Here is a 22,595-nt window from a genome sequence, read left to right as displayed (position 1 = left end):
AGAGGAACCCCACCTCTGATTAAAGTTGAACTTTATTTACTAGATGAAGTTTGTTTCAATACAAACTGCTCGATTGCATGAGCAACACCATGTTCATTGTTTGTTAATGTTACAACGTCACATAGTTTTTTGACATCTTCTTCGGCATTTCCCATTGCAACTGATAAGCCGGCTACTTGTAGCATTGGCACATCATTAAAGTTGTCACCGATTGCAACAGTATCTTCAATTGGTATATTGAAATAAGCTGCCATTTCTTGCAAACCATTGCCTTTATGGCCATACTTATCCATAATTTCTACATTAGTAGGAGCTGATGCGGTAACTGAAATATCCGTATCTTCTTGTAAAGTTTGCAATAGCTGTGAACGATGAGCAGCATTAAATGTTAAAATGAAGAATTTAGATATTTCTAATTCTGGATTATTTACGACATCTTCGATTTTTTGGAAATCAGTAATTAAGTTTGATTTCTTTTGTTTTTCTGTAATTCTTTCAAGTTCCTCAAGTGTAACATCTAGTGTATGCTTGTTTTCTTCGAATGCCTGCATAACTTGATCTTGCCATGTATAAGGAGAGTAAACCCCTTTATTTGTGTACAACTTATATGGAAAACTTTCAGATTCTAGTAATTTTGCAAGCTTGTATACTTTATCATTTTGTAAACAACGCGAGTTAATTACTTTTCCGTCCACATAAACAATTGCCCCATTGCTTGCTCCAACTGGAAGAGATAGTTTATATTCTTCCAATAATTTCAAAGTATCCTCTTTCGCGCGGCCAGAACAAATCATTACAATATGACCAGCCTCTTTTGCGGTTTGGATAGCTTGTAAGTTCTCTTTGGAGATTTCAAGATTAGATGATAGTAGTGTACCATCCATATCTAGTGCGATTAATTTCAAAATGACCACCTCTTTGTTTCCATTATACATAGTTATATAGAGGAAACATATAAACTTATCTTGGAAAGATAGTATTTTATCCCGCATTAATTTCTAGTAAAAGTGCGATTGGTGAGGGGAATAATTAATAGGGGATGGAACTCTCGTTGATTAAAGTTTCACTTTGGTTTTTAACAAAATAGAGATGAATAATATTATATTTCGCTTTATGACCTTAATGTTACACTAGTGTTACAAATGTGATTGTAGTAGAAAACGCATTAAAACAAGGTTTTTGAGTGTTTATTTAAAAAAACGTAAAAAAAGTGTAATAAAATTTACGTAATTATATTGCAACGTAATAATAGTTATGTTACATTAATGTTACAAACGTTACGTAATTAATTTCAATGTAACGTTAACATGAAAACTATGAATTAATCATTTCTTAGTAATTACATATAGATAACTTATAAAAAAGGAGAATGAATGATATGAACAACGAGCAAGTATTAAACGTAACAAAAGGTGACTTCTTAGGATCAGCAAGCGGAGCAGTAGTATTAACAGCATTAATCGTATTTCTATCAAGCGTATTAGTATAATAGAAGTTTTGTAACAAAAGATAAATGAAGGGAGAATGAAAGATATGAAAGAGCAAGTATTACAAGTAACAAAAGGTGACTTCGTAGGATCAGCAAGTGGAGCGGTAGTATTAACAGCATTAATCGTATTTCTATCAAGCGTATTAGTATAATAGAAGTTTTGTAACAAAAGATAAATGAAGGGAGAATGAAAGATATGAAAGAGCAAGTATTACAAGTAACAAAAGGTGACTTCGTAGGATCAGCAAGTGGAGCGGTAGTATTAACAGCATTAATCGTATTTCTATCAAGCGTATTAGTATAATAGAAGTTTTGTAACAAAAGATAAATGAAGGGAGAATGAAAGATATGAAAGAGCAAGTATTACAAGTAACAAAAGGTGATTTCTTAGGATCAGCAAGCGGAGCAGTAGTATTAACAGCATTAATCGTATTTCTATCAAGCGTATTAGTATAATAAAAGTTTTAAATTGTACAAAATGAAAGGAGAATGAGGAATATGAACAGTGAACAAGTGTTACAAGTAACAAAAACAGATTTATTAGGATCATTAGGCGGAGCGGTAATATTAACATCATTTATTCTATTCCTTGCAAATATATTAGTATGAAAAATATAAATACAATCATTCAAAAAAAATAAAGACTCTAACGTATTAGTAAGTAGTTAATATGTTGGAGTCTTTTTTGTTTTCCTCTCATATATAACTTCAAGTATTAATATTTTCCCCTTACTTTAAAGAGAAAAAAGTCGAATTTTATATGTAAGAAAAAAAGAGGAATTTGACAGAAAAGATAGAAAATTTTAAAGGTCGGAAATTGTTAGCTTGCTAACTAATTTCTATTAATTGATGTTGGAAGCGTTTTCGGTTGGTTTTAAGTATGGACCATTTAATCTATTTACAGGGGGATGAAGATATTATGAAACAAAAATCTATGGATACGCTAGCTGCACAAATGGAGGACTTTTTTCCGGTACGTGATGTAGATCATTTGGAATTTTACGTAGGGAATGCAAAGCAATCAAGTTATTATCTTGCGAGAGCGTTTGGATTCAAAATTGTAGCTTATTCTGGATTAGAAACAGGAAACCGTGAAAAGGTATCTTATGTTCTTGTGCAAAAAAATATGCGTTTTGTTGTGTCTGGAGCTTTAAGTAGTGATAGTCGTATTGCAGAGTTTGTAAAGACTCATGGTGATGGAGTGAAAGATGTGGCTTTACTTGTTGATGATGTTGATAAAGCATACTCTGAAGCTGTAAAACGTGGCGCTGTTGCGATTGCTCCTCCTGAAGAGTTAACAGATGAGGACGGTACATTGAAAAAAGCGGTTATTGGTACGTATGGTGATACAATTCACACGCTTGTAGAGCGTAAAAATTATAAAGGAACATTCATGCCAGGATTTCAAAAGGTAGAGTTCAATATTCCATTTGAAGAATCCGGTTTAATTGCTGTAGACCATGTAGTTGGTAACGTTGAGAAAATGGAAGAGTGGGTTAGTTATTACGAGAATGTTATGGGCTTTAAACAAATGATCCATTTCGACGATGATGATATTAGCACAGAGTATTCGGCATTAATGTCAAAAGTTATGACGAATGGAAGCCGTATTAAGTTTCCAATTAATGAACCAGCAGACGGAAAAAGAAAGTCACAAATTCAAGAATATCTAGAGTTCTATAACGGAGCGGGTGTACAGCATCTTGCTTTATTAACAAGTGACATTGTAAAAACAATTGAAGTGCTTCGTGCGAATGGCGTGGAGTTTTTAGATACGCCAGATACGTATTACGATGAGTTAACTGCACGAGTGGGGAAAATTGATGAAGAAATTGATAGATTAAAAGAATTGAAGATTCTAGTAGACCGTGACGAAGAAGGTTATTTATTACAAATCTTTACGAAACCAATTGTAGATCGTCCAACTCTATTTATTGAAATCATCCAACGTAAAGGTTCTCGTGGATTTGGCGAAGGGAACTTTAAAGCGTTATTCGAATCAATTGAAAGAGAACAAGAGCGTCGCGGAAATTTATAAAATTTGTATCCACCAGCAAGAGTTCCTTTGTTGGTGGAAATTTCATTTTCATAGGGAGGAATCAAGATGAAATTTGTTACATTTCGTCTCCCATCGAAAGAAATGCGAGCTGGATGGCTTGAAGGTGACAAAGTAATCGATATGAATCTTGCAAGTAATGGACAATTACCTTCTTCTATGCTCGCCTTTTTAGAGAAAGCAGATGAGTATGTAGAAGTATTGCGTAATATTAAGAATCCTGAAAAGGGTATATATTCCTTAGAGGAAGTTCAATTAGCAGCGGCAATTCCTAATCCGAGTAGCATTCGAGATTTTTATGCATTTGAGCAGCATGTAAAAACAGCCCGCGGGAGAAGAGGGCTAGATGTTGTACCTGAATGGTATGATATCCCGGTTTTTTATTTTACGAACCACCGTGCTGTTATTGGGCCAGATGATTTTGTTATTGGTCCGAAGAAGTCTAAAAAGCTTGATTATGAGTTAGAGATTGCTTGCGTAATTGGGAAAGAAGGACGAAGCATTTCTCGTGAACAAGCAGAGGAATATATTTTTGGTTACTGCATTATGAACGACTGGAGTGCAAGGGACTTACAAGCAACAGAAATGAAAGTGGGACTCGGTCCAGCGAAAGGAAAAGATTTTGCAACTTCATTAGGAGCGTATCTCGTTACGAAAGAGGAATTAGACGTTTATCGTAACGGTGATCGTTATGATTTAGAGATGACTGCTCATGTAAATGGAAAGATATTATCAAAGGGAAACTTCCAAGATATTTACTATACATTTGCTGAAATGATTGAACGTGCTTCGGAAGACGTTACGTTATATCCAGGAGATGTGATTGGTTCTGGGACAGTAGGAACAGGATGTATTTTAGAACTTGGTACAGAAGAGTGGCTACAAGATGGAGATGTTGTAGAGCTGTCGATTACTGGTTTAGGTACGTTACGTAATACGGTCAAAAAAGACATGAAAGCAGGTGATGGGCATGTTTTATCGTCACATGGGGGAGCTACCTCATAAACGACATGTACAATTTCGTAAAAAAGATGGATCGCTTTATCGTGAGCAGGTAATGGGGACAAAAGGTTTCTCTGGTACCCAATCTATTTTGTATCATCATTATATGCCAACAGAAGTAGGGCACGCGGCATTATCGCATTCTTGTCAGTTACAGTATGAAGAGGATGCCCTTCTTGCTCATCGCCACTTCCGTACGAAAGAAAATAAAAAAACTGGTGATGCAGTAAGCGGAAGAAACTTTATGCTTGGGAATGAGGATTTATTAATTGGAGTAGTGAGTCCAACAGAAAAAATGGATTATTTTTACCGTAATGGTGATGGCGATGAAATGTTATTTGTTCATTATGGAACAGGAAAAATTGAAACGATGTTTGGAACGATTCACTATAGAAAAGGTGATTATGTAACAATTCCAATTGGAACGATTTATCGTGTTATTCCAGATGAGGGAGAGACTAAGTTTCTTGTTGTAGAGGCAAATAGCCAAATTACAACACCAAGTCGCTATCGCAATGAATATGGGCAATTGTTAGAACATAGTCCGTTTTGTGAAAGAGATATGCGTGGACCGGAGAAATTGGAGACATATGATGAAAAAGGTGAGTTTGTCGTAATGACAAAGTCGAGAGGTTATATGCACAAGCATGTGTTAGGGCACCATCCGTTAGATGTTGTTGGATGGGATGGGTATTTATATCCGTGGGTCTTTAATGTGGAGGATTTTGAACCAATTACAGGTCGTATTCATCAGCCACCACCAGTACATCAAACATTCGAAGGGCATAATTTCGTCATTTGCTCTTTCGTACCGCGTTTATACGATTATCATCCAGAATCTATTCCGGCACCATATTATCATAGTAATGTGAATAGTGATGAGGTACTGTACTATGTAGAAGGTAATTTTATGAGCCGAAAAGGTGTAGAAGAAGGTTCTATTACGCTTCATCCAAGCGGGATCCCGCATGGGCCACATCCAGGGAAAACAGAAGCGAGTATAGGGAAGAAAGAGACACTTGAACTGGCTGTTATGATAGATACATTCCGTCCGCTTCGTATTGTAAAACAAGCACATGAGACGGAAGATGAAAAATATATGTATAGCTGGATTGAAGAGGGTTCATATACTGTGAAATAAGTAAAAAGAGGCATGCTCACTACGGGAGCATGCCTCTTTTATCGAATCGGCATGTATAATAATACAAAAAAAGTTATGAAAATATATATAGATATGATTGTCTGAATCTTTTTATCGAAAGGATGATAAGAGTATAGTATGTATCTCGGTAGTTTTCTGTTTATTTCGACAAAAGTATTGACTAAAAAACATGCCGTGGGTAAAATGAAAAAAGTAAATTAAATTTTCAGAAAACTAAAATCATGGAGGAGCACAGTATGAAGCAAATTTTTCAAAAGAAGCCGATTTCAACGTTACTGCAAGAAAGTAAGCAAAAGACATTATCGAGAACGTTAGGGGCACTTGATTTAACAATGCTTGGAATCGGAGCAATTGTTGGAACTGGTATTTTTGTTCTTACTGGCGTTGTAGCAGCGAAACATTCTGGACCAGCTATTATATTATCATTTGCTATAGCTGCATTAGCTTGTGCCTTTGCTGCATTTTGTTACGCTGAATTTGCTTCTTCAGTTCCTGTCTCAGGGAGTGTTTACACGTACACGTATGCGACGATGGGAGAAGTATTTGCCTTCTTAATTGGATGGGATTTAATGCTCGAGTATTTATTAGCCACATCTGCTGTAGCCAATGGATGGTCAGCGTATTTTCAATCGTTATTAAAGGGATTTGGGATTCATATTCCGACCATTCTCTCCTCGGCCCCTGGTACTGGAAAGGGTGGAATAATTGATTTACCTGCAGTTCTAATTATTCTAGTTATGACGGCTCTTTTATCTAGAGGTGTTCGTGAAAGTGCACGTGTAAATAATATAATGGTATTTATTAAACTGGCAGTTGTTCTCATTTTTATCTTCGCCGGATTTAATTATGTAAAACCTGAAAATTGGACACCTTTTATGCCATTTGGGTTAGATGGTGTAATGGCTGGAGCAGCTACAGTTTTCTTCGCATTCATTGGATTTGATGCTGTATCAACAGCCGCAGAAGAAGTGAAGCGCCCACAACGCGATTTGCCGATTGGAATTATTGCATCATTACTAGTTTGTACGGTTCTTTACATTGTTGTTTCACTTATTTTGACAGGGATTGTTCCATACGGTCAGTTGAATATATCAGATCCAGTTGCTTTCGCACTTCAATTTATTGGACAAGATAGTTTGGCGGGAGTGATATCAGTAGGAGCAATTACAGGAATTACAACTGTAATGCTAGTTATGATGTATGGGCAAGTTCGTGTTTCATATGCAATGAGCCGAGATGGATTGTTACCGAAGCGTCTTGCTAAAGTTCATCCGAAATTTAAAACACCATTTTTAAATACATGGACAACAGGTATTATTGCAGCACTTATTTCAGGATTAATAGATTTAAATGTTTTAGCACATCTTGTAAATATGGGAACTTTGTCAGCATTTGCACTTGTAGCTGTTGCTGTCATTGTGATGAGACGAACTCATCCTGATTTACCAAGGGCGTTTAAGGCGCCGCTCGTACCATTTTTACCAGCATTAACAGTTATCTTTTGCTTATATTTGATGCTTCAATTATCAGCGACAGCTTGGATTAGTTTTGGTGTTTGGATGGTTATCGGTATAGTAGTTTATTTCGCCTATAGTAGAAAGCGTAGTGTTTTAAATAATAGTAAAAAAGAAGAAGATGTAGCAAATTTATAAATGGAAAAATCCATTCTAATTCTGTTAGGATGGATTTTTATTTTGAAAATTTACATTTTTCTGAATGTATTATAAGATAATTGTTGGCGAACTAAAGGGGTGAAAATGTGAAAAATACATGGCGTGAGTTAAGAGGGATGGATCGTAACGTATGGATTCGATTTATCGGTGAGACTTTGAACGGAATTGCGATGATGATGTTAATGCCTTTTTTTGCACTATATTTAAAAGATAAGGTAGATTCTTTATTACAAGTTGGAATCATTATGGCGCTTTCTCCAATAGCTGCAAGTTTTGGTTCGCTTATAGGCGGAAGAATAGCTGATATATATGGAAGAAAGCCAATTATGATATTTTCAATGGCGAGTAATGCATTACTAATGCTCGGTTTTTTATTTATAGAAGGGTTTATTCCATATGCCATTTTATCTATTTTTTTAGGGTTAAGTAATTCGCTATTCCACCCAGCGGCATCAGCGATGGTTGCAGATGTGACGGCGCCAGAAAAAAGAACAGAAGCATATGGTTTATTGCGAATGGGACACAATATTGGTGCTGCAATTGGACCGATAATGGGAGCATCAGTAGTTGTTTTATCAAAGAACCTCGTGTTTATTATTGCTTCATCCGCTATGTTGTTTTATGCGCTACTAGTGTTAGTACTTATTAAAGAAACAATGCCAAAAATTACGGATATGACGGAAAAAAGTAAAGAGCAGGAATCCGGAGCAGTTTGGAAAATTTTAATGAGAGATAAGGCGTTAATGATTTATTTGTTAGCGGGGATCATTATTTCTATGGGGTTTTCTCAAACAGAAGGCATGTTACCGCTTCACTTTGATAACGAAATGAAGGATATTTTTGGAGTCAACAATCCATACCCATATTTAATGGCATTAAATGGTCTATTAGTTGTTTTATTTCAATTTCAAATTTCAAAATGGGCGACAGATAAACCTGTTGGAAAGACGATGTTATACGGTGCGTGTTTGTTCGGAATTGGTTTGTTTTTTATAGGATGGTTACCGAAGTGGTTTGGAGAATATGATACAAATGCTACAATTATTTTAATGACGTTAATGTTTGTTTATGCCATATATACGTTAGGCGAGATGATTATGTCACCTGTACAGATGACGTTTGTAGCGAATTTGGCCCCTGAGCATTTGAGAGGAACCTATATGGGGGCGGCGAGTTTGCAGTGGATTACAGGAAGTGCATTCGGTCCACTTCTTGGTGGTTTTTTATTGGATCGTTTGCTTGGTCACTACTTATTTACAATTTTAAGTGTAGGGTGTGTAGTTGCAGGCTTTGTATATGTTTCTTTAGATCGTCTTGTTGAGCAGAGGCAAAAAGATACGCCTACAAAACAGTCTTCTTAATAAAATGAAACTTTAATCAGTGTTTTTTCATTCTCCACAAATGGTAGGGTAATATAGATGACATACACACAAAGTGGATTTCTACATATTTTAGGTACATAACTAGATTAGATAGCAATTTTGCTCTAAAGTTTAATTGTGTTTAGGTGTGTAGAAATTAAAGAGAAAAAGTGTAGAAAACCAATAAGTGGTGTCTTTTAATTATTTGTGGAAGTTACATTTTATTTCAAATAGGAACTACCTATTTTTATAAAAAGTGCTAAAATAGAAAAATGAAAACAATTGGTTAGGGTGATTTCAGTGACAAAAATTAAATTAGGTTTATTATACGGTGGAAAATCAGCTGAGCATCAAGTTTCGTTACAAACGGCTCTTGCTGCTATTAAAGCATTAAATCAAGATAAATTCGAGATTCATCCAATTTATATTACAGAACAAGGCCAATGGATGCGTGGAGAGCGTATTGAAGGCGAAGTAACAAATGTTGAGGCATTACAAATGAGTGGGGAAGAGAATACAATTTCTCCTGTATCATTAAGTACAGAAATTATCCCAACGGCAACTTCTAAACAAGAAGATGCAATTGATGTTATTTTCCCATTATTACATGGACCGAATGGCGAAGATGGAACAGTACAAGGGTTATTAGAATTACTAAACATTCCATATGTAGGTAACGGTGTATTAGCATCATCTGCTGGTATGGATAAAGTTGTTATGAAAAATATCTTTGCAGAAGCTGGATTGAAACAAGCGAAATATGCATCTTTCATTCGTAGCGCATGGGAAAAAGATCGTGAAACAGCGTATGAAAAAGTAGAAGAAGTATTAGGATATCCTTGCTTCGTAAAACCAGCAAACCTTGGTTCAAGTGTTGGTATTAATAAGTGTAATGATCGTGAAGAGCTTGAGAATGCATTCGAAGAGGCATTCCAATTTGACCGTAAAATTATTGTAGAAGAAAATATTATAGGTCGTGAAGTAGAAGTTGGTGTATTAGGTAATGATGAGCCGAAATGTTCAGTTGTAGGTGAAATTGTACCGAAAAAAGATTTTTATGATTATAAATCGAAATACATCGATGGTGATACAGCGTTAATTATTCCAGCTGAAATGACAGAAGAAGAGTCTAATGTAATTAAGCGAGATGCAATTATCGCATTCCAATCATTAGATGGTTCGGGCTTAACACGAGCTGATTTCTTCTTAACGAAAGATGGAGAAGTATATATTAACGAAGTAAACACAATGCCAGGATTCACGCCGTTTAGTATGTTCCCTCTATTATGGCAACATACAGGGTTACCGTATCCGGAATTAATTGAAGAGCTAATTCGCTTAGCGATTGAGCGTCACGAAGAAAAACAAAAAATTAAATATACAATCTAACAAAAAAGGAGGAAGCACTATTCGAAGGAATAGTGCTTCCTCTATGTAAGGAGTGTTTTCATGATAAATCGAACGTTAAAACAAGTAGAGCAGATGATAAATGGTACTGGATTAGCAGAGCAGTATGAGGGAATTACTATACAAGGAGTGTCTATTGATACGAGGAAAATTGAAAATGGAAATTTATATGTTCCAATTCAAGGTGAACGTTTCGATGGACATGCTTTTGTAGACAAAGCTGTTGAAAATGGGGCGATTGCTACATTATGGATGAAAGATTTAGAAAACCCACCTGAAAATCTTCCGGTTATTTTTGTAGAAGATACACTAGCAGCATTGCAAATGTTAGCGAAAAACTATCGTGATCAATTGGATGTAAAAGTTATTGGTGTAACGGGTAGTAATGGTAAAACATCTACGAAAGATATTGTAACAAGTATTCTTGCGACTAGATTTAAAGTTCAAAAAACAGAAGGTAATTTCAACAACCACATCGGTTTACCTCTTACTATTTTAAATTTAGAGGAAAATACAGAAGTAGCTGTATTAGAAATGGGCATGTCAAGCCGAGGAGAAATTGAATTTCTATCTAAGTTAGCTCGTCCTAATGCAGCTATTATCACGAACATTGGTGAGGCGCACTTAATGGATTTAGGCTCTCGTGAGGCGATTGCTGAAGCGAAGTTAGAAATTGTTACAGGTTTACAAAAGGGTGGCGTGTTCGTATATAATGGAGATGAGCCGCTATTAACGAATCGTGTTCCAGAAATGAATTTAGCAGCTGAAACAGTTACATTTGGTGATGCGAGAGCAAATGATTACTATCCAACTACTGTAACATTGCAGGCTACTGGGACACACTTTAAGATGAACAGGGATGAAACTTCGTCATTCTATTTGCCAGTACTAGGAAAGCATAATGTATATAATACGCTTGCTTCAATGGCAATTGCAAAACATTTTGGTGTAACGTGGGAAGAAATGAAACAAGGTTTAGTAACACTTCAAATGACAGGTATGCGTATGGAAATTGTAAAAACAGATAGTGGTTTAACAATTATCAATGATGCTTATAATGCTAGTCCAACAGCTATGGAAGCTGCGTTCCACCTAATGAATGGTTTAGATGGATTTGCTAAAAAAATTGTTGTGCTTGGTGATATGTTAGAACTTGGAAATCAAGAAGTGCAATTTCATTATGAAGTAGGTAAATTAATTGATCCAGCAAAAATTTCATATGTATTCACATATGGTAAATTAGGGGCTCAAATTGCTGAAGGTGCAAAAATTAATTTCCCTAAAGACCGTGTAAAAGCGTATGATAGTAAAGAAGAGTTAATAAAAGAGTTGCAAGCAGTAGTCGGTACGAAAGATGTTGTATTAGTAAAAGCATCTCGCGGCATGAAATTAGAAGAAGTAATTACGATGTTGAAATAATTGGTGTATATAAATAGGGATGATAGCCACGAAAATAGTGGAAACTTATAATAAGCGCTTACAGTAAACGATAAAAAAATAAAAGTAAAGAAAAAAGCTCTGAATATGAAATAAGGTAACAGTTGGGGTTTGCTTTTTACACCTACAAAACTTATAATTGATAAAGTGTAATAACGTTTAGAAGTATTTTCGTGAAGAATATACGCCCGGTTATATACGTAAGTATTCAGGAAAATGGCTTTTCCGCAAGTTCGGAAAACGCCTTTTTTTAAATGATAAGTATAGGATAGAAAAGGAGAAGTAACATTGACAACATTTCGAGAACTAGGATTAAGTGAGTCTTTACTACAATCTGTTGAAAGTATGGGCTTTGAAGAGGCTACGCCGATTCAAGCTGAAACAATTCCACATGCATTGCAAGGTAAGGATATTATTGGGCAAGCGCAAACAGGTACAGGGAAAACAGCAGCATTCGGATTACCACTATTAGATAAAGTGGATACAAATAAAGAAGCAGTTCAAGGTATTGTTATCGCGCCAACGCGTGAATTAGCAATTCAAGTTGGAGAAGAGCTATACAAAATTGGTAAACATAAACGTGTTCGTATTCTACCAATTTATGGTGGTCAAGATATTAACCGCCAAATTCGTGCTCTAAAAAAACACCCACACATTATTGTAGGTACGCCGGGTCGTATTTTAGATCATATCAACCGTAAAACACTTCGCTTACAAAACGTAGAGACTGTTGTTCTTGACGAAGCGGATGAAATGTTAAACATGGGCTTCATTGAAGATATTGAAGCGATTTTAACAGATGTGCCAGAAACACATCAAACATTATTATTCTCAGCGACAATGCCAGATCCAATCCGTCGTATTGCTGAGCGTTTCATGACTGAGCCTCAACACATTAAAGTAAAAGCAAAAGAAGTAACAATGCCAAACATTCAGCAGTTCTATTTAGAAGTGCAAGAAAAGAAAAAGTTTGACGTGTTAACACGCTTACTAGATATTCAATCTCCAGAGCTTGCAATCATATTCGGTCGTACAAAGCGTCGTGTTGATGAATTATCAGAAGCATTAAACTTACGTGGTTATGCAGCAGAAGGTATTCACGGTGACTTAACACAAGCGAAGCGTATGTCTGTATTACGTAAATTTAAAGAAGGTACTATTGAAGTTCTTGTTGCAACAGACGTTGCTGCACGTGGTCTTGATATTTCAGGCGTAACACACGTATACAACTTCGATATCCCACAAGATCCAGAATCATACGTTCACCGTATCGGTCGTACTGGCCGTGCCGGTAAAAAAGGTATTGCAATGTTATTTGTAACACCACGTGAATCAGGACAATTAAAAAATATCGAGCGTACAACAAAACGTAAAGTTGATCGTATGGACGCACCGACACTTGACGAGGCGTTAGAAGGTCAACAACGTTTAATCGCTGAAAAACTTCAAAGCACAATTGAAAATGATAACTTATCATACTACAAGCGTATTGCAGAAGAAATGTTAGAAGAGAATGATTCTGTAACAGTAGTAGCTGCTGCTTTAAAAATGATGACAAAAGAGCCGGATACAACTCCGATCGCTTTAACATCAGAACCACCAGTTGTTTCAAGAGGTGGCGGTGGCGGTTCTAAAAAACGCGGTGGTAACGGAAGTGGATACCGTGATGGTAACCGTGATCGTAATCGTAGTCGTGATGGACGCGGCGGTGGCGATGGTCGTAACCGTGATCGTAATCGTGATGGCGGTAGCCGTGATGCTGGTAGCCGTGATGGCAACCGTGGTCGTAAAGGTGAAGGTCGCCCTGGATCTTCAAATGGACGCGGCGAAAGAAAACATCATAGCCGTCCACAAGCTTAATAAAAAAGAGAATGCCCTTTGCTGGCATTCTCTTTTTTTATTTCTGTAATTGTGCATACTACATAGTAACTCGTATAGAAATGAGGTGCTATATGCTTGTAAGACTTGGGTATGTTGCGATGAGTGTACATTTGAAGAATGCTTCTCCATCTCAAACGATGACGTATGCACAGTTTCAGCGGATTGATGATCGAGAGGCTGCGATTCGTAAACTTGAAAGAATCGCTAATTCGAATTTGGAAAATTGCTTACGGTTATTAAAACATAATAAAGGGCATGATATATCTTTCTTTCGACTTAGTTCCAAGCTTATTCCTTTAGCGAATCATGAGGAGTTGTTAGATTGGAACTATATTCGTCCGTTAAAAGAAAATCTGAAAGAATTAGGTGAATATGCAATTCGTATGAATATGCGAATTGACTTCCATCCAGATCACTTTGTTGTACTAAATTCACCTGAGGAGAGTGTTCTCAAACAATCTGTAAAGACATTGCAGATGCACAAAAAATTGTTAAAGGGTATGGGAATTGAACATAAGCAACGATGTGTATTACATGTGGGAGGAGGTTATAAAGATAAGGAGCTTGCATTAGAACGCTTTATAGAAAATTGGTCAACTGTTCCAAGAGGTATTCAAGAGATGATTATATTAGAAAATGATGACACGACCTTTTCTTTAGAAGAAACATTGTATTTAGGTGAGAAATTAGACATTCCAGTCGTGTTTGATTTGCACCATCATATGATGAATAATGACCAGGAAGATTGGCATGAAGATTGGGCGCGTGTTGTACATACGTGGGAATCGTCTTTGTTACCGGTTAAAATGCACATCTCCAGTCCTAGAGATGGAAAAAACCCGAGAGCACATGCAGATTTTATTGATGTAGATACTTTCTTATCTTTTTTGAAAAAGATAAAGGGGAGTGTTCCGCGAATTGATTGTATGATTGAGGCGAAGAAAAAGGACGAGTCTTTATTTCAACTAATGAGAGAGTTAAGTAAACAAACAGATGTGGAAATTATCGATGGTGCGAGCTTCTATATTAAATAAGCTCTGCGCCATCGTTTTTTTTTGTTAAAAAAGGGGTGCACATGCCGCCGATGATTAGTCCTGTTAAATGGCTTATAGGATTGGCAGAGGGATTAAAGAAAGTAAATAGTAGTAATATAAGTATCATTATTGAAAAAATAGCGATGTCTCTTGGTTTTGAAGAACGATATCGACTATACAATAAAAATAATTGGGCGCCTAGTAATCCGAAAATACCACCAGATGCTCCGGCGTGAATATATTCAAGAGGCATAATAATATAAGAAGAAATATTCCCGAGAATGCCAGAAAGGAAAAAAATAATGATGAAAGAAAAGTGTCCTAGTTGTTTTTCGATAGAAGAACCAAATACGAATAAACAAATACTATTAGAAAGGAAATGTTGTAAGTCTACGTGTACAAGTAAGGAAGTTATGACACGCCACCATTCTCCTTTAGCGATATATTCATTGTAGGCTGCCAGGTGAAAGAGGGAAAAGTCGCTCAATATAATCATGACTAATTGTATAAGAAGTAAAGAAATGATAATCGGTTGTAAGGAAATGCGAGTGGATGGTATTAGCATGTTGTTAGTATCACTCCTTTTGCATCAGAAAGATTCTCTGTTATTCTTACAATATGAATGAAGAAAGCTAAATAGAAGAAGGGGATTTTGAAATGATTATAGGGATTGGAATCGATATTATTGAGTTAAATCGAATTGAAAAAATGCTAGATGGAAAGCTTAAATTTATGGAACGTATTTTAACTGAAAGAGAACGTGGTGTTGCCGAGGGGCTGAAAGGAAGTCGTCTTACAGAATTCGTAGCTGGAAGATTTGCAGCAAAAGAGGCGTATTCTAAAGCGGTAGGGACCGGTATCGGGAAAGAAGTGAGTTTTTTAGATATTGAAGTAAGGAATGATGATAGAGGTAAGCCGATTATCATTACAAATACAGAGCATATTGTTCATTTATCAATTAGTCATAGTAAAGAATTTGCCGTTGCTCAAGTTGTTTTGGAAAGCTCGTCACGCTAGTCTGCATATTTTATATCTTTGTCTCATATATTTGAGGTAGCGATAAGGAAGGCATATCTTCCATTCATTTATAGGGGCAAAGGGGCTGAAGTGATGAAAAGGCGTCTGTTTTTAGTTCTTGTCGGTTTATTGACCGTTTTTGTGTTGGCGGGTTGTATGGAAAAGAAACAGGAAGATGTTGTGAGAGATTTAGAAACGAAAGTTAAAAGTATGAAGAGTTATCAAGCTGAAGCGAAATTATCTATTAAAACAGGAAATGAACCTCAAGAGTACAATGTAGAAATTTGGCATAAAGAACCTTCGTATTATCGTGTGAATTTGCAGAATGCGAAAAAGGATCAGAGTCAAATTATTTTAAGGAATGATGAGGGTGTATTTGTATTAACACCGGCACTTAATAAGAGTTTCCGTTTTCAAAGTGATTGGCCGCAAAATAGTAGCCAGGCTTATTTATATGAATCACTTGTAAGAGATATTTTGCAAGATAAGAAAAATCTCTCTTTCGAGAAAACGGATAAGTATTATGTGTTTAAAACAAAAACAAATTATCAACATCAAAATATGTTACCGAAACAAGAAATTAAGCTGAATAAAAGTGATTTAACACCAGTTTCTGTGAAACTGATGGATAATGATCAAAATGTCCTTGTAAAAGTAGATTTCACTAAAGTAAAGTTTGATGCAAAGTTTGATAAAGGTGCATTTGATACGAAACAAAATATGTCTAGAGCACAAGTAGATGTTCAGACGGCAGCGAAGGAAGACAAACCGTTTGCTATTTTGTATCCACGTGATACACCGCAAGGTATGACTTTGAAAGAGGAAGAAGAGTTGAAGACAGACAGTGGCAAGCGTGCAATACTCACATACACTGGAAGTAAGAAATCCTTTACTTTAATACAAGAAAAGTCAAAAGTTGCAGAGGCCTCATCGGCGGTAAGTGTAAGTGGAGAGCCGGTTGATCTTGGTTTCACGATTGGTGCATTGACGAAAGACTCTGTAACGTGGTCACATAACGGAGTAGAATATATGCTCGTGTCTAAAGGTTTAGAGACGAATGAGTTGTTGATGGTTGCTCGTTCGGTTACAGCGAAGCAGGTGAAGTAAACTTCTTAGACGTGGTGATATATGTGCACCACGTCTTTTCTTAGTTTGAAGGTGGATTTCATAAAAGAAGCATATAAAAGAATAAGCTTCGCATATCGTGTATAAGGAAGTGTATTTATGGAAGAAGCACCGTTTTACCGTGACACGTGGGTGGAAGTGGATTTAGATGCGATCTATAACAATGTTACGCATATTAAAGAGTTCATTCCAAGTGATGTAGAAATTTTTGCTGTAGTTAAAGCGAATGCATATGGGCACGATTATGTACCAGTGGCTAAAACCGCATTAGAAGCAGGGGCAACAAGATTAGCAGTTGCTTTTTTAGATGAAGCTTTAGTGCTTCGGAGGGCTGGTATTACTGCACCGATTTTAGTATTAGGTCCTTCCCCTCCCCGTGATGTAAATGTTGCTGCTGAAAATGATGTAGCATTAACTGTTTTTCAAAAAGAATGGGTAGAAGACGCGATAAAGCTCTGGGATGGTTCATCAATAATGAAATTCCATATTAATTTTGATAGTGGTATGGGGAGAATTGGAATACGCGAACGCAAAGAATTAAAGGGGTTCTTAAAGAGTTTAGAAGGCGCGCCATTTTTAGAGTTAGAAGGAGTATATACACATTTTGCAACATCCGATGAGGTTGAGACTTCTTACTTTGATAAGCAATATAATACGTTCTTGCAGCAGTTACGTTGGTTGAAAGAATTTGGAGTGAACCCTAAATTTGTCCATACAGCCAATAGTGCTGCAACGTTAAGATTTCAAGGGATTACATTTAATGCAGTGCGAATTGGTATTGCGATGTATGGACTATCCCCATCTGTAGAAATACGTCCTTTTTTACCGTTTAAATTGGAACCGGCGTTGTCACTTCATACGAAAGTTGCTCATATTAAGCAAGTGATTAAAGGGGATGGGATTAGTTATAATGTCACATACCGAACGAGAACCGAAGAATGGATTGCGACAGTTGCGATTGGGTATGCAGATGGCTGGCTTAGAAGATTGCAAGGGTTTAAGGTACTTGTAAACGGTGAAAGAGTACCGATTGTAGGGCGAGTGACAATGGATCAATTCATGATACATCTTCCTTGTGAAGTGCCACTTGGTACGAAAGTTACACTCATTGGGAGACAAGGTGATGAGTATATTAGTGCTACCGAGGTTGCTGAATATTCCGGGACTATTAATTATGAAATTATTGCAACGATAAGCTTCCGTGTACCGAGAATATTTATACGACACGGTAAAGTTGTAGAAGTAATCAATTATTTGAACGATATATAGAAGAAGGTATTATTACTCAGCATCTCGTGATTTGGAGGAGTTTCACTAATAAAGAATAGGCTCTTTTTCGCTGGGGAGCTTCTTTTTATACTTGTTATTAATATAAGTTGCAATGAAATATTACTGAAGGATTGCTTTATTTCTTGTTTGAAAGAGATAAAAAGTAAAAGAAGATGAATGTTTTATTTATGAATTGGAAAACATAAGCAAGGAATAAGGAAGTCTTTGCAACAGGCTCCATACAATGGTATTATTACAATAGGTGTCATATATATATTTGGGTGTGTAGTTGACGGTGGAGGTGTATTTTTGTGTCCGAATCAAGTGTAACTACTGAAATCGTGGTTCGGTTACCAAAGCAAATGGTAACGGAATTGGACGGAATTGGAAAACAAGAGAATAAGAATCGCCATGAACTAATTTGCCAGGCAACACAACTGTTATTGCGTCAACATAAGACGAAGAAACGCTACCAACATGAATCAATGCGACGTGGGTACATTGAAATGGGAAAAATTAATCTTGGTATTGCATCTGAAGCTTTCTTAGCAGAGTATGAAGCAGCTCATACAGTAGAACGCTTAGTTAGCGGGGGGTAATATTTTGATTGTAAAACGCGGCGACGTGTATTTTGCAGACCTTTCCCCAGTTGTTGGTTCTGAGCAAGGAGGCGTTCGTCCGGTTCTTGTCATTCAAAATGACATCGGAAATCGTTTTAGTCCGACTGTGATTGTAGCGGCTATTACTGCACAGATTCAAAAAGCGAAATTACCCACTCATGTGGAAATTGATGCGAAAAAGTACGGTTTTGAGAGGGATTCTGTTATTTTACTTGAGCAGATTCGAACAATCGATAAGCAACGCTTAACGGACAAAATCACTCATTTGGATGAAGTGATGATGAGTCGTGTAGATGAAGCGTTACAAATTAGTTTAGGACTAATAGATTTTTAAATCGGCAGTTTAAGTTGCTCTCTTTACAGGGCAACTTTTTTTTATTATAGAGGAGGTTACGGTTGGATATGGAAATGGTAGATAATCGACAAGGGTTAATGAAAATGTTAGTGAAAGAATTAGGCTTTACAGAAAAGCAAGTTCGTCATGTTATTCAATTAACAGAAGAAGGTAACACAGTTCCATTTATCGCTCGTTACCGAAAAGAATGGACAGGGTCTCTTGATGAGGTGCAAATTCGTGCAATCTTAGAAAGATGGCAATATATGATGCAACTAGAAGATAGGAAAGAAGAGGTTCTTCGTCTTATTGGTGAAAAGGGTAAACTAACCGAAGAGTTGCGTCGTCATATTGTTGCTGCAATAAAACTTCAAGAAGTAGAAGACTTATATCGTCCATATAAAGAAAAAAGAAGAACGAAAGCTACAATTGCTAAAGAAAAGGGATTAGAACCGTTAGCTGAGTGGCTATTATTATATAAAAAAGAAAATCCAGCAGAGAAGGCTATGGAATTTGTTAATGCAGAAAAGGAAGTGGCGTCTGCAGAAGATGCGTTGCAAGGTGCGCAAGATATTATTGCGGAACTTGTTTCGGATGATGCGGCATATCGTAGTTGGATTCGCAATACTACTTTCCGAAAAGGGATTATGTCTTCATCTGTAAAAGATAAAGAAAAAGATGAAAAGAATATATATGAAATGTATTATGGCTATGAAGAACCGTTGCAAAAAGTAGTGCCGCATCGTGTACTAGCTATGAATCGTGGTGAAAAGGAAGACGTATTAAGAGTTTCTGTTATCACGCCAATTGAAGAAATTCTTCAGTTTTTACATAAAAAAATGATTCTTGATGAAGCTTCTAAAAGTGCGCATTATGTACAATTAGCGATGGAAGATGGATATAAGCGATTAATTCAACCTTCAATAGAAAGAGAAATTCGTAAAGAATTAATGGAAACGGCCGAAGAACAAGCAATTCATATTTTCTCTGAGAATTTACGTAATTTATTATTACAACCTCCAATGAAAGGGAAAGTTGTGTTAGCGGTAGATCCAGCATATAGAACCGGTTGTAAATTAGCTGTAGTAGATGATACAGGAAAAGTTCTTCACATAGATGTTATTTATCCGCATCCGCCTGCTCGTAAATATGAGGATGCAAAAACGAAAATCATTTCAATTATAGATAAATATGAAGTTGAAATGATAGCAATTGGAAATGGTACAGCTTCGAGGGAAACGGAAGAATTTATAGTAGATGTATTACAAAATGTAGAGCGAGATGTATTTTACATTATTGTAAATGAAGCGGGTGCTAGTGTGTACTCAGCATCTGATGTAGCTCGCGAGGAGTTTCCAAATTTACAGGTTGAAGAAAGAAGTGCTGTTTCAATTGGGAGACGTCTACAAGATCCGCTTGCAGAGCTTGTGAAAATTGACCCTAAATCTGTTGGAGTGGGGCAATATCAACATGATGTATCTCAAAAGAGATTAAATGAATCATTAACATTTGTAGTAGAGACGGCAGTTAACCGAGTTGGTGTTAATGTAAATACAGCTTCAGTTGCATTGTTGCAATATGTTTCGGGGTTATCAAAAACAGTTGCGAAAAATATTGTAGCTAAGCGTGAGGAAGATGGGAAATTCACGAAGCGAACTGAGTTAAAAAAAATCCCGCGTTTAGGTGCAAAAACATATGAACAATGTATCGGGTTTTTACGTATATTAGAAGGAGCGAATCCGTTAGATCGCACAGGGATTCATCCAGAACAATATAAAAATGTTGAATTGCTATTGAAGAGCTTAGGGTTATCAAAGAATGATGTGGGGAAACCAAACTTGCAAAAGAGTTTCGAAGGAGTAGATATTTCTAAATTATCTCAAGAGACGGAGATTGGTGAGCCGACATTAGTTGATATTATGGATGCTTTAATTAGCCCGGAGCGAGATATGAGGGATGAGTTGCCAAAGCCACTTTTGAAAAAAGGGATTTTAAAATTAGAAGATTTAAAGCGTGGTATGGAACTAGAGGGAACGATCCGCAATGTTGTTGATTTCGGTGCCTTTGTTGATATTGGTGTGAAGCAAGATGGTTTAGTACATATTTCTAAACTAAGCAAACAATTTGTAAAGCATCCATTAGATATTGTATCCGTGGGACAAATTGTAAAGGTATGGGTAGATGATATTGATACGAAAAAAGGTCGTGTTGCATTATCAATGTTACCGATTGAATAGTAAGAAAAGAGAGCAGATGAAACTGCTCTTTTTTTATGAACTGGAAAGTTTAATTGATTATGAGCTTTGATGTATTTTACTATAATAAAACCAGCATTCATTTAGTAACTTGATTTGATACCGGTTTTTCTCAAAATATGCACGTTGCATTTGTTTCTTTAGCCACGTGGGCATAGGAATCCCTCCTTGTTTAATCCTGCTCTCAAAAAAGTAGCTCCTTTTAGTTAAAGTAACTTTGATGAGAGGTTGGTGAGTGGATTTCTAGCAATGCTGCATTTTTAGAAATCGCGCTTCTTGAATGAGGATGGGTATATGTACTATTTACTATATGTATAAGAAGGGAGAAAAGTGTGAAAATATTTTTTAGTTTAGGAGGGATGAGAATGGATGAGCAAGAAATTCAGCGGTTAGTGGAAGAGGTATCGTTACAATGCTTTGGAATGCCGTTTTTACATAAAGCGATGTTTAATAGTAGGTTACGTACAACTGGTGGGCGCTATCTATTGAAGAATCATAATATAGAATTGAATTATCGATATTACGAAGTATATGGTAAAGAAGAGTTAGTCGGGATTGTTAAACATGAACTTTGTCATTATCACTTACATATCACAGGAAAAGGGTATAAGCATCGAGATAGAGATTTTCGTGAGTTATTAAAGAAAGTAGGTGCACCACGTTTTTGTAAACGAATGATTAGTGAGGAGGAAACGAGAGTTTCTATGTATGAATGTATGGGGTGTTCTTTTCAATATGTAAGAAGACGTCAAATAAATACACAAAGATATGTATGTGGAAAGTGTAAAGGACAACTAAAACTGGTAGTGAAAACATCTTGACAGTGAAAACGCAATCCAGTATATTATAAACATGTCACGTTTGCGCAAGATGTTGTGAAAAAACTTCTTGACTTACGATGAGAATTTTTATAAGATACAAATTGTCTTCATTATTCCGCAGTAGCTCAGTGGTAGAGCTATCGGCTGTTAACCGATCGGTCGTAGGTTCGAGTCCTACCTGCGGAGCCATACAGAGAAGTACCCAAGTGGCTCAAGGGGCTCCCCTGCTAAGGGAGTAGATCGCTAACGCGGTGCGAGGGTTCGAATCCCTTCTTCTCTGCCATACATATTGGCCCGTTGGTCAAGCGGTTAAGACACCGCCCTTTCACGGCGGTAACACGGGTTCGAATCCCGTACGGGTCACCACTTCGGAGGATTAGCTCAGCTGGGAGAGCACCTGCCTTACAAGCAGGGGGTCGGCGGTTCGATCCCGTCATCCTCCACCATATAAATTATATAAATAATATTATCGCGGGGTGGAGCAGTACGGTAGCTCGTCGGGCTCATAACCCGAAGGTCGCAGGTTCAAATCCTGTCCCCGCAACCAAAATGGTCCCGTGGTGTAGTGGTTAACATGCCTGCCTGTCACGCAGGAGATCGCCGGTTCGACCCCGGTCGGGACCGCCATTTTAACTTCTGCTATATAGCAGTT

The 22,595-nt window shown here is 36.8% G+C and carries 24 protein-coding genes and 6 tRNA genes; 27 read left to right on the top strand and 3 right to left on the bottom strand.

Features of this window, described 5'->3' with window-relative positions; translation table 11 throughout:
• Positions 1 to 32: 32 nt before the first annotated feature.
• A complete protein-coding gene (locus JFU54_RS02960; protein WP_201063709.1) occupies positions 33 to 905 on the bottom strand; it encodes a Cof-type HAD-IIB family hydrolase in 873 nt (290 codons plus the stop codon).
• Between the two features lie 473 nt (positions 906 to 1,378).
• On the opposite strand from JFU54_RS02960, the gene JFU54_RS02955 reads away from it, so the two are divergent.
• The 14 genes from JFU54_RS02955 to uvsE all read left to right on the top strand — a co-directional run bounded on the left by JFU54_RS02955 (position 1,379) and on the right by uvsE (position 14,502).
• A complete protein-coding gene (locus JFU54_RS02955; protein WP_001058532.1) occupies positions 1,379 to 1,489 on the top strand; it encodes a DUF3948 family protein in 111 nt (36 codons plus the stop codon).
• Between the two features lie 35 nt (positions 1,490 to 1,524).
• The gene (locus JFU54_RS02950; RefSeq protein WP_000654250.1) at positions 1,525 to 1,641 is read left to right on the top strand and encodes a DUF3948 family protein; all 117 of its coding nucleotides are present in this window, start codon (positions 1,525 to 1,527) and stop codon (positions 1,639 to 1,641) included.
• Between the two features lie 44 nt (positions 1,642 to 1,685).
• On the top strand, positions 1,686 to 1,793 hold the full coding sequence (locus tag JFU54_RS02945; RefSeq protein WP_000664237.1) for a DUF3948 family protein: 108 nt from the start codon (positions 1,686 to 1,688) through the stop codon (positions 1,791 to 1,793).
• A 35-nt stretch (positions 1,794 to 1,828) separates the two neighbouring features.
• Complete coding sequence (locus tag JFU54_RS02940) at positions 1,829 to 1,945, top strand: DUF3948 family protein (protein WP_002029425.1); 117 nt, start codon at positions 1,829 to 1,831, stop codon at positions 1,943 to 1,945.
• Between the two features lie 42 nt (positions 1,946 to 1,987).
• Positions 1,988 to 2,098: a DUF3948 family protein gene (locus JFU54_RS02935; protein ID WP_001083697.1), complete on the top strand. Its 111-nt coding sequence runs from the start codon at positions 1,988 to 1,990 to the stop codon at positions 2,096 to 2,098.
• 310 nt (positions 2,099 to 2,408) lie between these two features.
• Positions 2,409 to 3,527 carry a 4-hydroxyphenylpyruvate dioxygenase gene (gene hppD, locus JFU54_RS02930; RefSeq protein ID WP_000810917.1) on the top strand — a complete coding sequence of 373 codons (1,119 nt, stop codon included), beginning with the start codon at positions 2,409 to 2,411 and terminating at the stop codon, positions 3,525 to 3,527.
• 66 nt (positions 3,528 to 3,593) lie between these two features.
• Positions 3,594 to 4,550, top strand: a complete 957-nt coding sequence (locus JFU54_RS02925; RefSeq protein WP_201063707.1) for a fumarylacetoacetate hydrolase family protein — start codon at positions 3,594 to 3,596, stop codon at positions 4,548 to 4,550.
• On the top strand, positions 4,516 to 5,688 hold the full coding sequence (locus tag JFU54_RS02920; protein WP_002140161.1) for a homogentisate 1,2-dioxygenase: 1,173 nt from the start codon (positions 4,516 to 4,518) through the stop codon (positions 5,686 to 5,688). Before JFU54_RS02925 ends, JFU54_RS02920 begins: the two co-directional genes overlap by 35 nt.
• 257 nt (positions 5,689 to 5,945) lie before the next feature.
• Positions 5,946 to 7,361, top strand: a complete 1,416-nt coding sequence (gene bcaP, locus JFU54_RS02915) for a branched-chain amino acid transporter BcaP (RefSeq protein ID WP_098635050.1) — start codon at positions 5,946 to 5,948, stop codon at positions 7,359 to 7,361.
• A 107-nt stretch (positions 7,362 to 7,468) separates the two neighbouring features.
• Entirely contained in the window at positions 7,469 to 8,743 is a 1,275-nt protein-coding gene (locus JFU54_RS02910; protein ID WP_002029432.1) for an MDR family MFS transporter, read from the top strand.
• 300 nt (positions 8,744 to 9,043) lie between these two features.
• The gene (locus JFU54_RS02905; RefSeq protein ID WP_002029433.1) at positions 9,044 to 10,132 is read left to right on the top strand and encodes a D-alanine--D-alanine ligase; all 1,089 of its coding nucleotides are present in this window, start codon (positions 9,044 to 9,046) and stop codon (positions 10,130 to 10,132) included.
• A gap of 60 nt (positions 10,133 to 10,192) precedes the next feature.
• The gene (gene murF, locus JFU54_RS02900; RefSeq protein WP_201063706.1) at positions 10,193 to 11,569 is read left to right on the top strand and encodes a UDP-N-acetylmuramoyl-tripeptide--D-alanyl-D-alanine ligase; all 1,377 of its coding nucleotides are present in this window, start codon (positions 10,193 to 10,195) and stop codon (positions 11,567 to 11,569) included.
• Between the two features lie 306 nt (positions 11,570 to 11,875).
• Positions 11,876 to 13,447, top strand: a complete 1,572-nt coding sequence (gene cshA, locus JFU54_RS02895; RefSeq protein ID WP_201063704.1) for a degradosome RNA helicase CshA — start codon at positions 11,876 to 11,878, stop codon at positions 13,445 to 13,447.
• Between the two features lie 92 nt (positions 13,448 to 13,539).
• Entirely contained in the window at positions 13,540 to 14,502 is a 963-nt protein-coding gene (uvsE, locus tag JFU54_RS02890) for a UV DNA damage repair endonuclease UvsE (RefSeq protein WP_088038197.1), read from the top strand.
• Here uvsE and JFU54_RS02885 read toward each other — a convergent pair.
• A complete protein-coding gene (locus JFU54_RS02885; RefSeq protein WP_002167128.1) occupies positions 14,495 to 15,067 on the bottom strand; it encodes a rhomboid family intramembrane serine protease in 573 nt (190 codons plus the stop codon). The two genes, uvsE and JFU54_RS02885, sit on opposite strands and share 8 nt — an antisense overlap.
• 92 nt (positions 15,068 to 15,159) lie before the next feature.
• On the opposite strand from JFU54_RS02885, the gene acpS reads away from it, so the two are divergent.
• From acpS to JFU54_RS02855, 6 genes are all read left to right on the top strand, one after another.
• Positions 15,160 to 15,519, top strand: coding sequence for a holo-ACP synthase (gene acpS / locus JFU54_RS02880; RefSeq protein ID WP_002029438.1), 360 nt, complete (start codon positions 15,160 to 15,162; stop codon positions 15,517 to 15,519).
• A gap of 156 nt (positions 15,520 to 15,675) precedes the next feature.
• On the top strand, positions 15,676 to 16,626 hold the full coding sequence (locus JFU54_RS02875; RefSeq protein ID WP_002124820.1) for a LolA family protein: 951 nt from the start codon (positions 15,676 to 15,678) through the stop codon (positions 16,624 to 16,626).
• A gap of 117 nt (positions 16,627 to 16,743) precedes the next feature.
• Positions 16,744 to 17,913 (top strand): alanine racemase, encoded by a 1,170-nt coding sequence (gene alr / locus JFU54_RS02870; RefSeq protein WP_061675821.1) that lies wholly within the window; start codon positions 16,744 to 16,746, stop codon positions 17,911 to 17,913.
• A 311-nt stretch (positions 17,914 to 18,224) separates the two neighbouring features.
• Positions 18,225 to 18,512, top strand: coding sequence for an antitoxin EndoAI (locus tag JFU54_RS02865; RefSeq protein WP_000004570.1), 288 nt, complete (start codon positions 18,225 to 18,227; stop codon positions 18,510 to 18,512).
• A gap of 4 nt (positions 18,513 to 18,516) precedes the next feature.
• Entirely contained in the window at positions 18,517 to 18,867 is a 351-nt protein-coding gene (gene ndoA / locus JFU54_RS02860) for a type II toxin-antitoxin system endoribonuclease NdoA (RefSeq protein WP_000635965.1), read from the top strand.
• Between the two features lie 68 nt (positions 18,868 to 18,935).
• Entirely contained in the window at positions 18,936 to 21,104 is a 2,169-nt protein-coding gene (locus tag JFU54_RS02855; RefSeq protein ID WP_201063740.1) for a Tex family protein, read from the top strand.
• 57 nt (positions 21,105 to 21,161) lie between these two features.
• On the opposite strand, the gene cmpA is transcribed toward JFU54_RS02855, so the two are convergent.
• Positions 21,162 to 21,278, bottom strand: coding sequence for a cortex morphogenetic protein CmpA (gene cmpA, locus JFU54_RS02850; protein WP_001143642.1), 117 nt, complete (start codon positions 21,276 to 21,278; stop codon positions 21,162 to 21,164).
• Between the two features lie 209 nt (positions 21,279 to 21,487).
• On the opposite strand from cmpA, the gene JFU54_RS02845 reads away from it, so the two are divergent.
• The 7 genes from JFU54_RS02845 to JFU54_RS02815 all read left to right on the top strand — a co-directional run bounded on the left by JFU54_RS02845 (position 21,488) and on the right by JFU54_RS02815 (position 22,570).
• Positions 21,488 to 21,943, top strand: a complete 456-nt coding sequence (locus JFU54_RS02845; RefSeq protein WP_016095131.1) for a SprT family protein — start codon at positions 21,488 to 21,490, stop codon at positions 21,941 to 21,943.
• Between the two features lie 114 nt (positions 21,944 to 22,057).
• Positions 22,058 to 22,132 (top strand) — tRNA-Asn (locus JFU54_RS02840).
• Positions 22,133 to 22,135: 3 nt separating this feature from the next.
• Positions 22,136 to 22,226, top strand: a tRNA-Ser gene (locus JFU54_RS02835).
• An 8-nt stretch (positions 22,227 to 22,234) separates the two neighbouring features.
• Positions 22,235 to 22,309: transfer RNA gene (locus tag JFU54_RS02830), tRNA-Glu, on the top strand.
• A gap of 4 nt (positions 22,310 to 22,313) precedes the next feature.
• A tRNA-Val gene (locus tag JFU54_RS02825) sits at positions 22,314 to 22,389 on the top strand.
• Between the two features lie 24 nt (positions 22,390 to 22,413).
• Positions 22,414 to 22,490, top strand: a tRNA-Met gene (locus tag JFU54_RS02820).
• 4 nt (positions 22,491 to 22,494) lie between these two features.
• Positions 22,495 to 22,570 (top strand) — tRNA-Asp (locus JFU54_RS02815).
• Positions 22,571 to 22,595: the final 25 nt, after the last annotated feature.

The sequence above is a fragment of the Bacillus sp. TH19 genome (assembly GCF_016651075.1).
Classification (GTDB): domain Bacteria; phylum Bacillota; class Bacilli; order Bacillales; family Bacillaceae_G; genus Bacillus_A; species Bacillus_A mycoides.
Note: the sequence above shows the minus strand (reverse complement) of the source record. Positions and strands in the feature narration are given on the sequence as shown.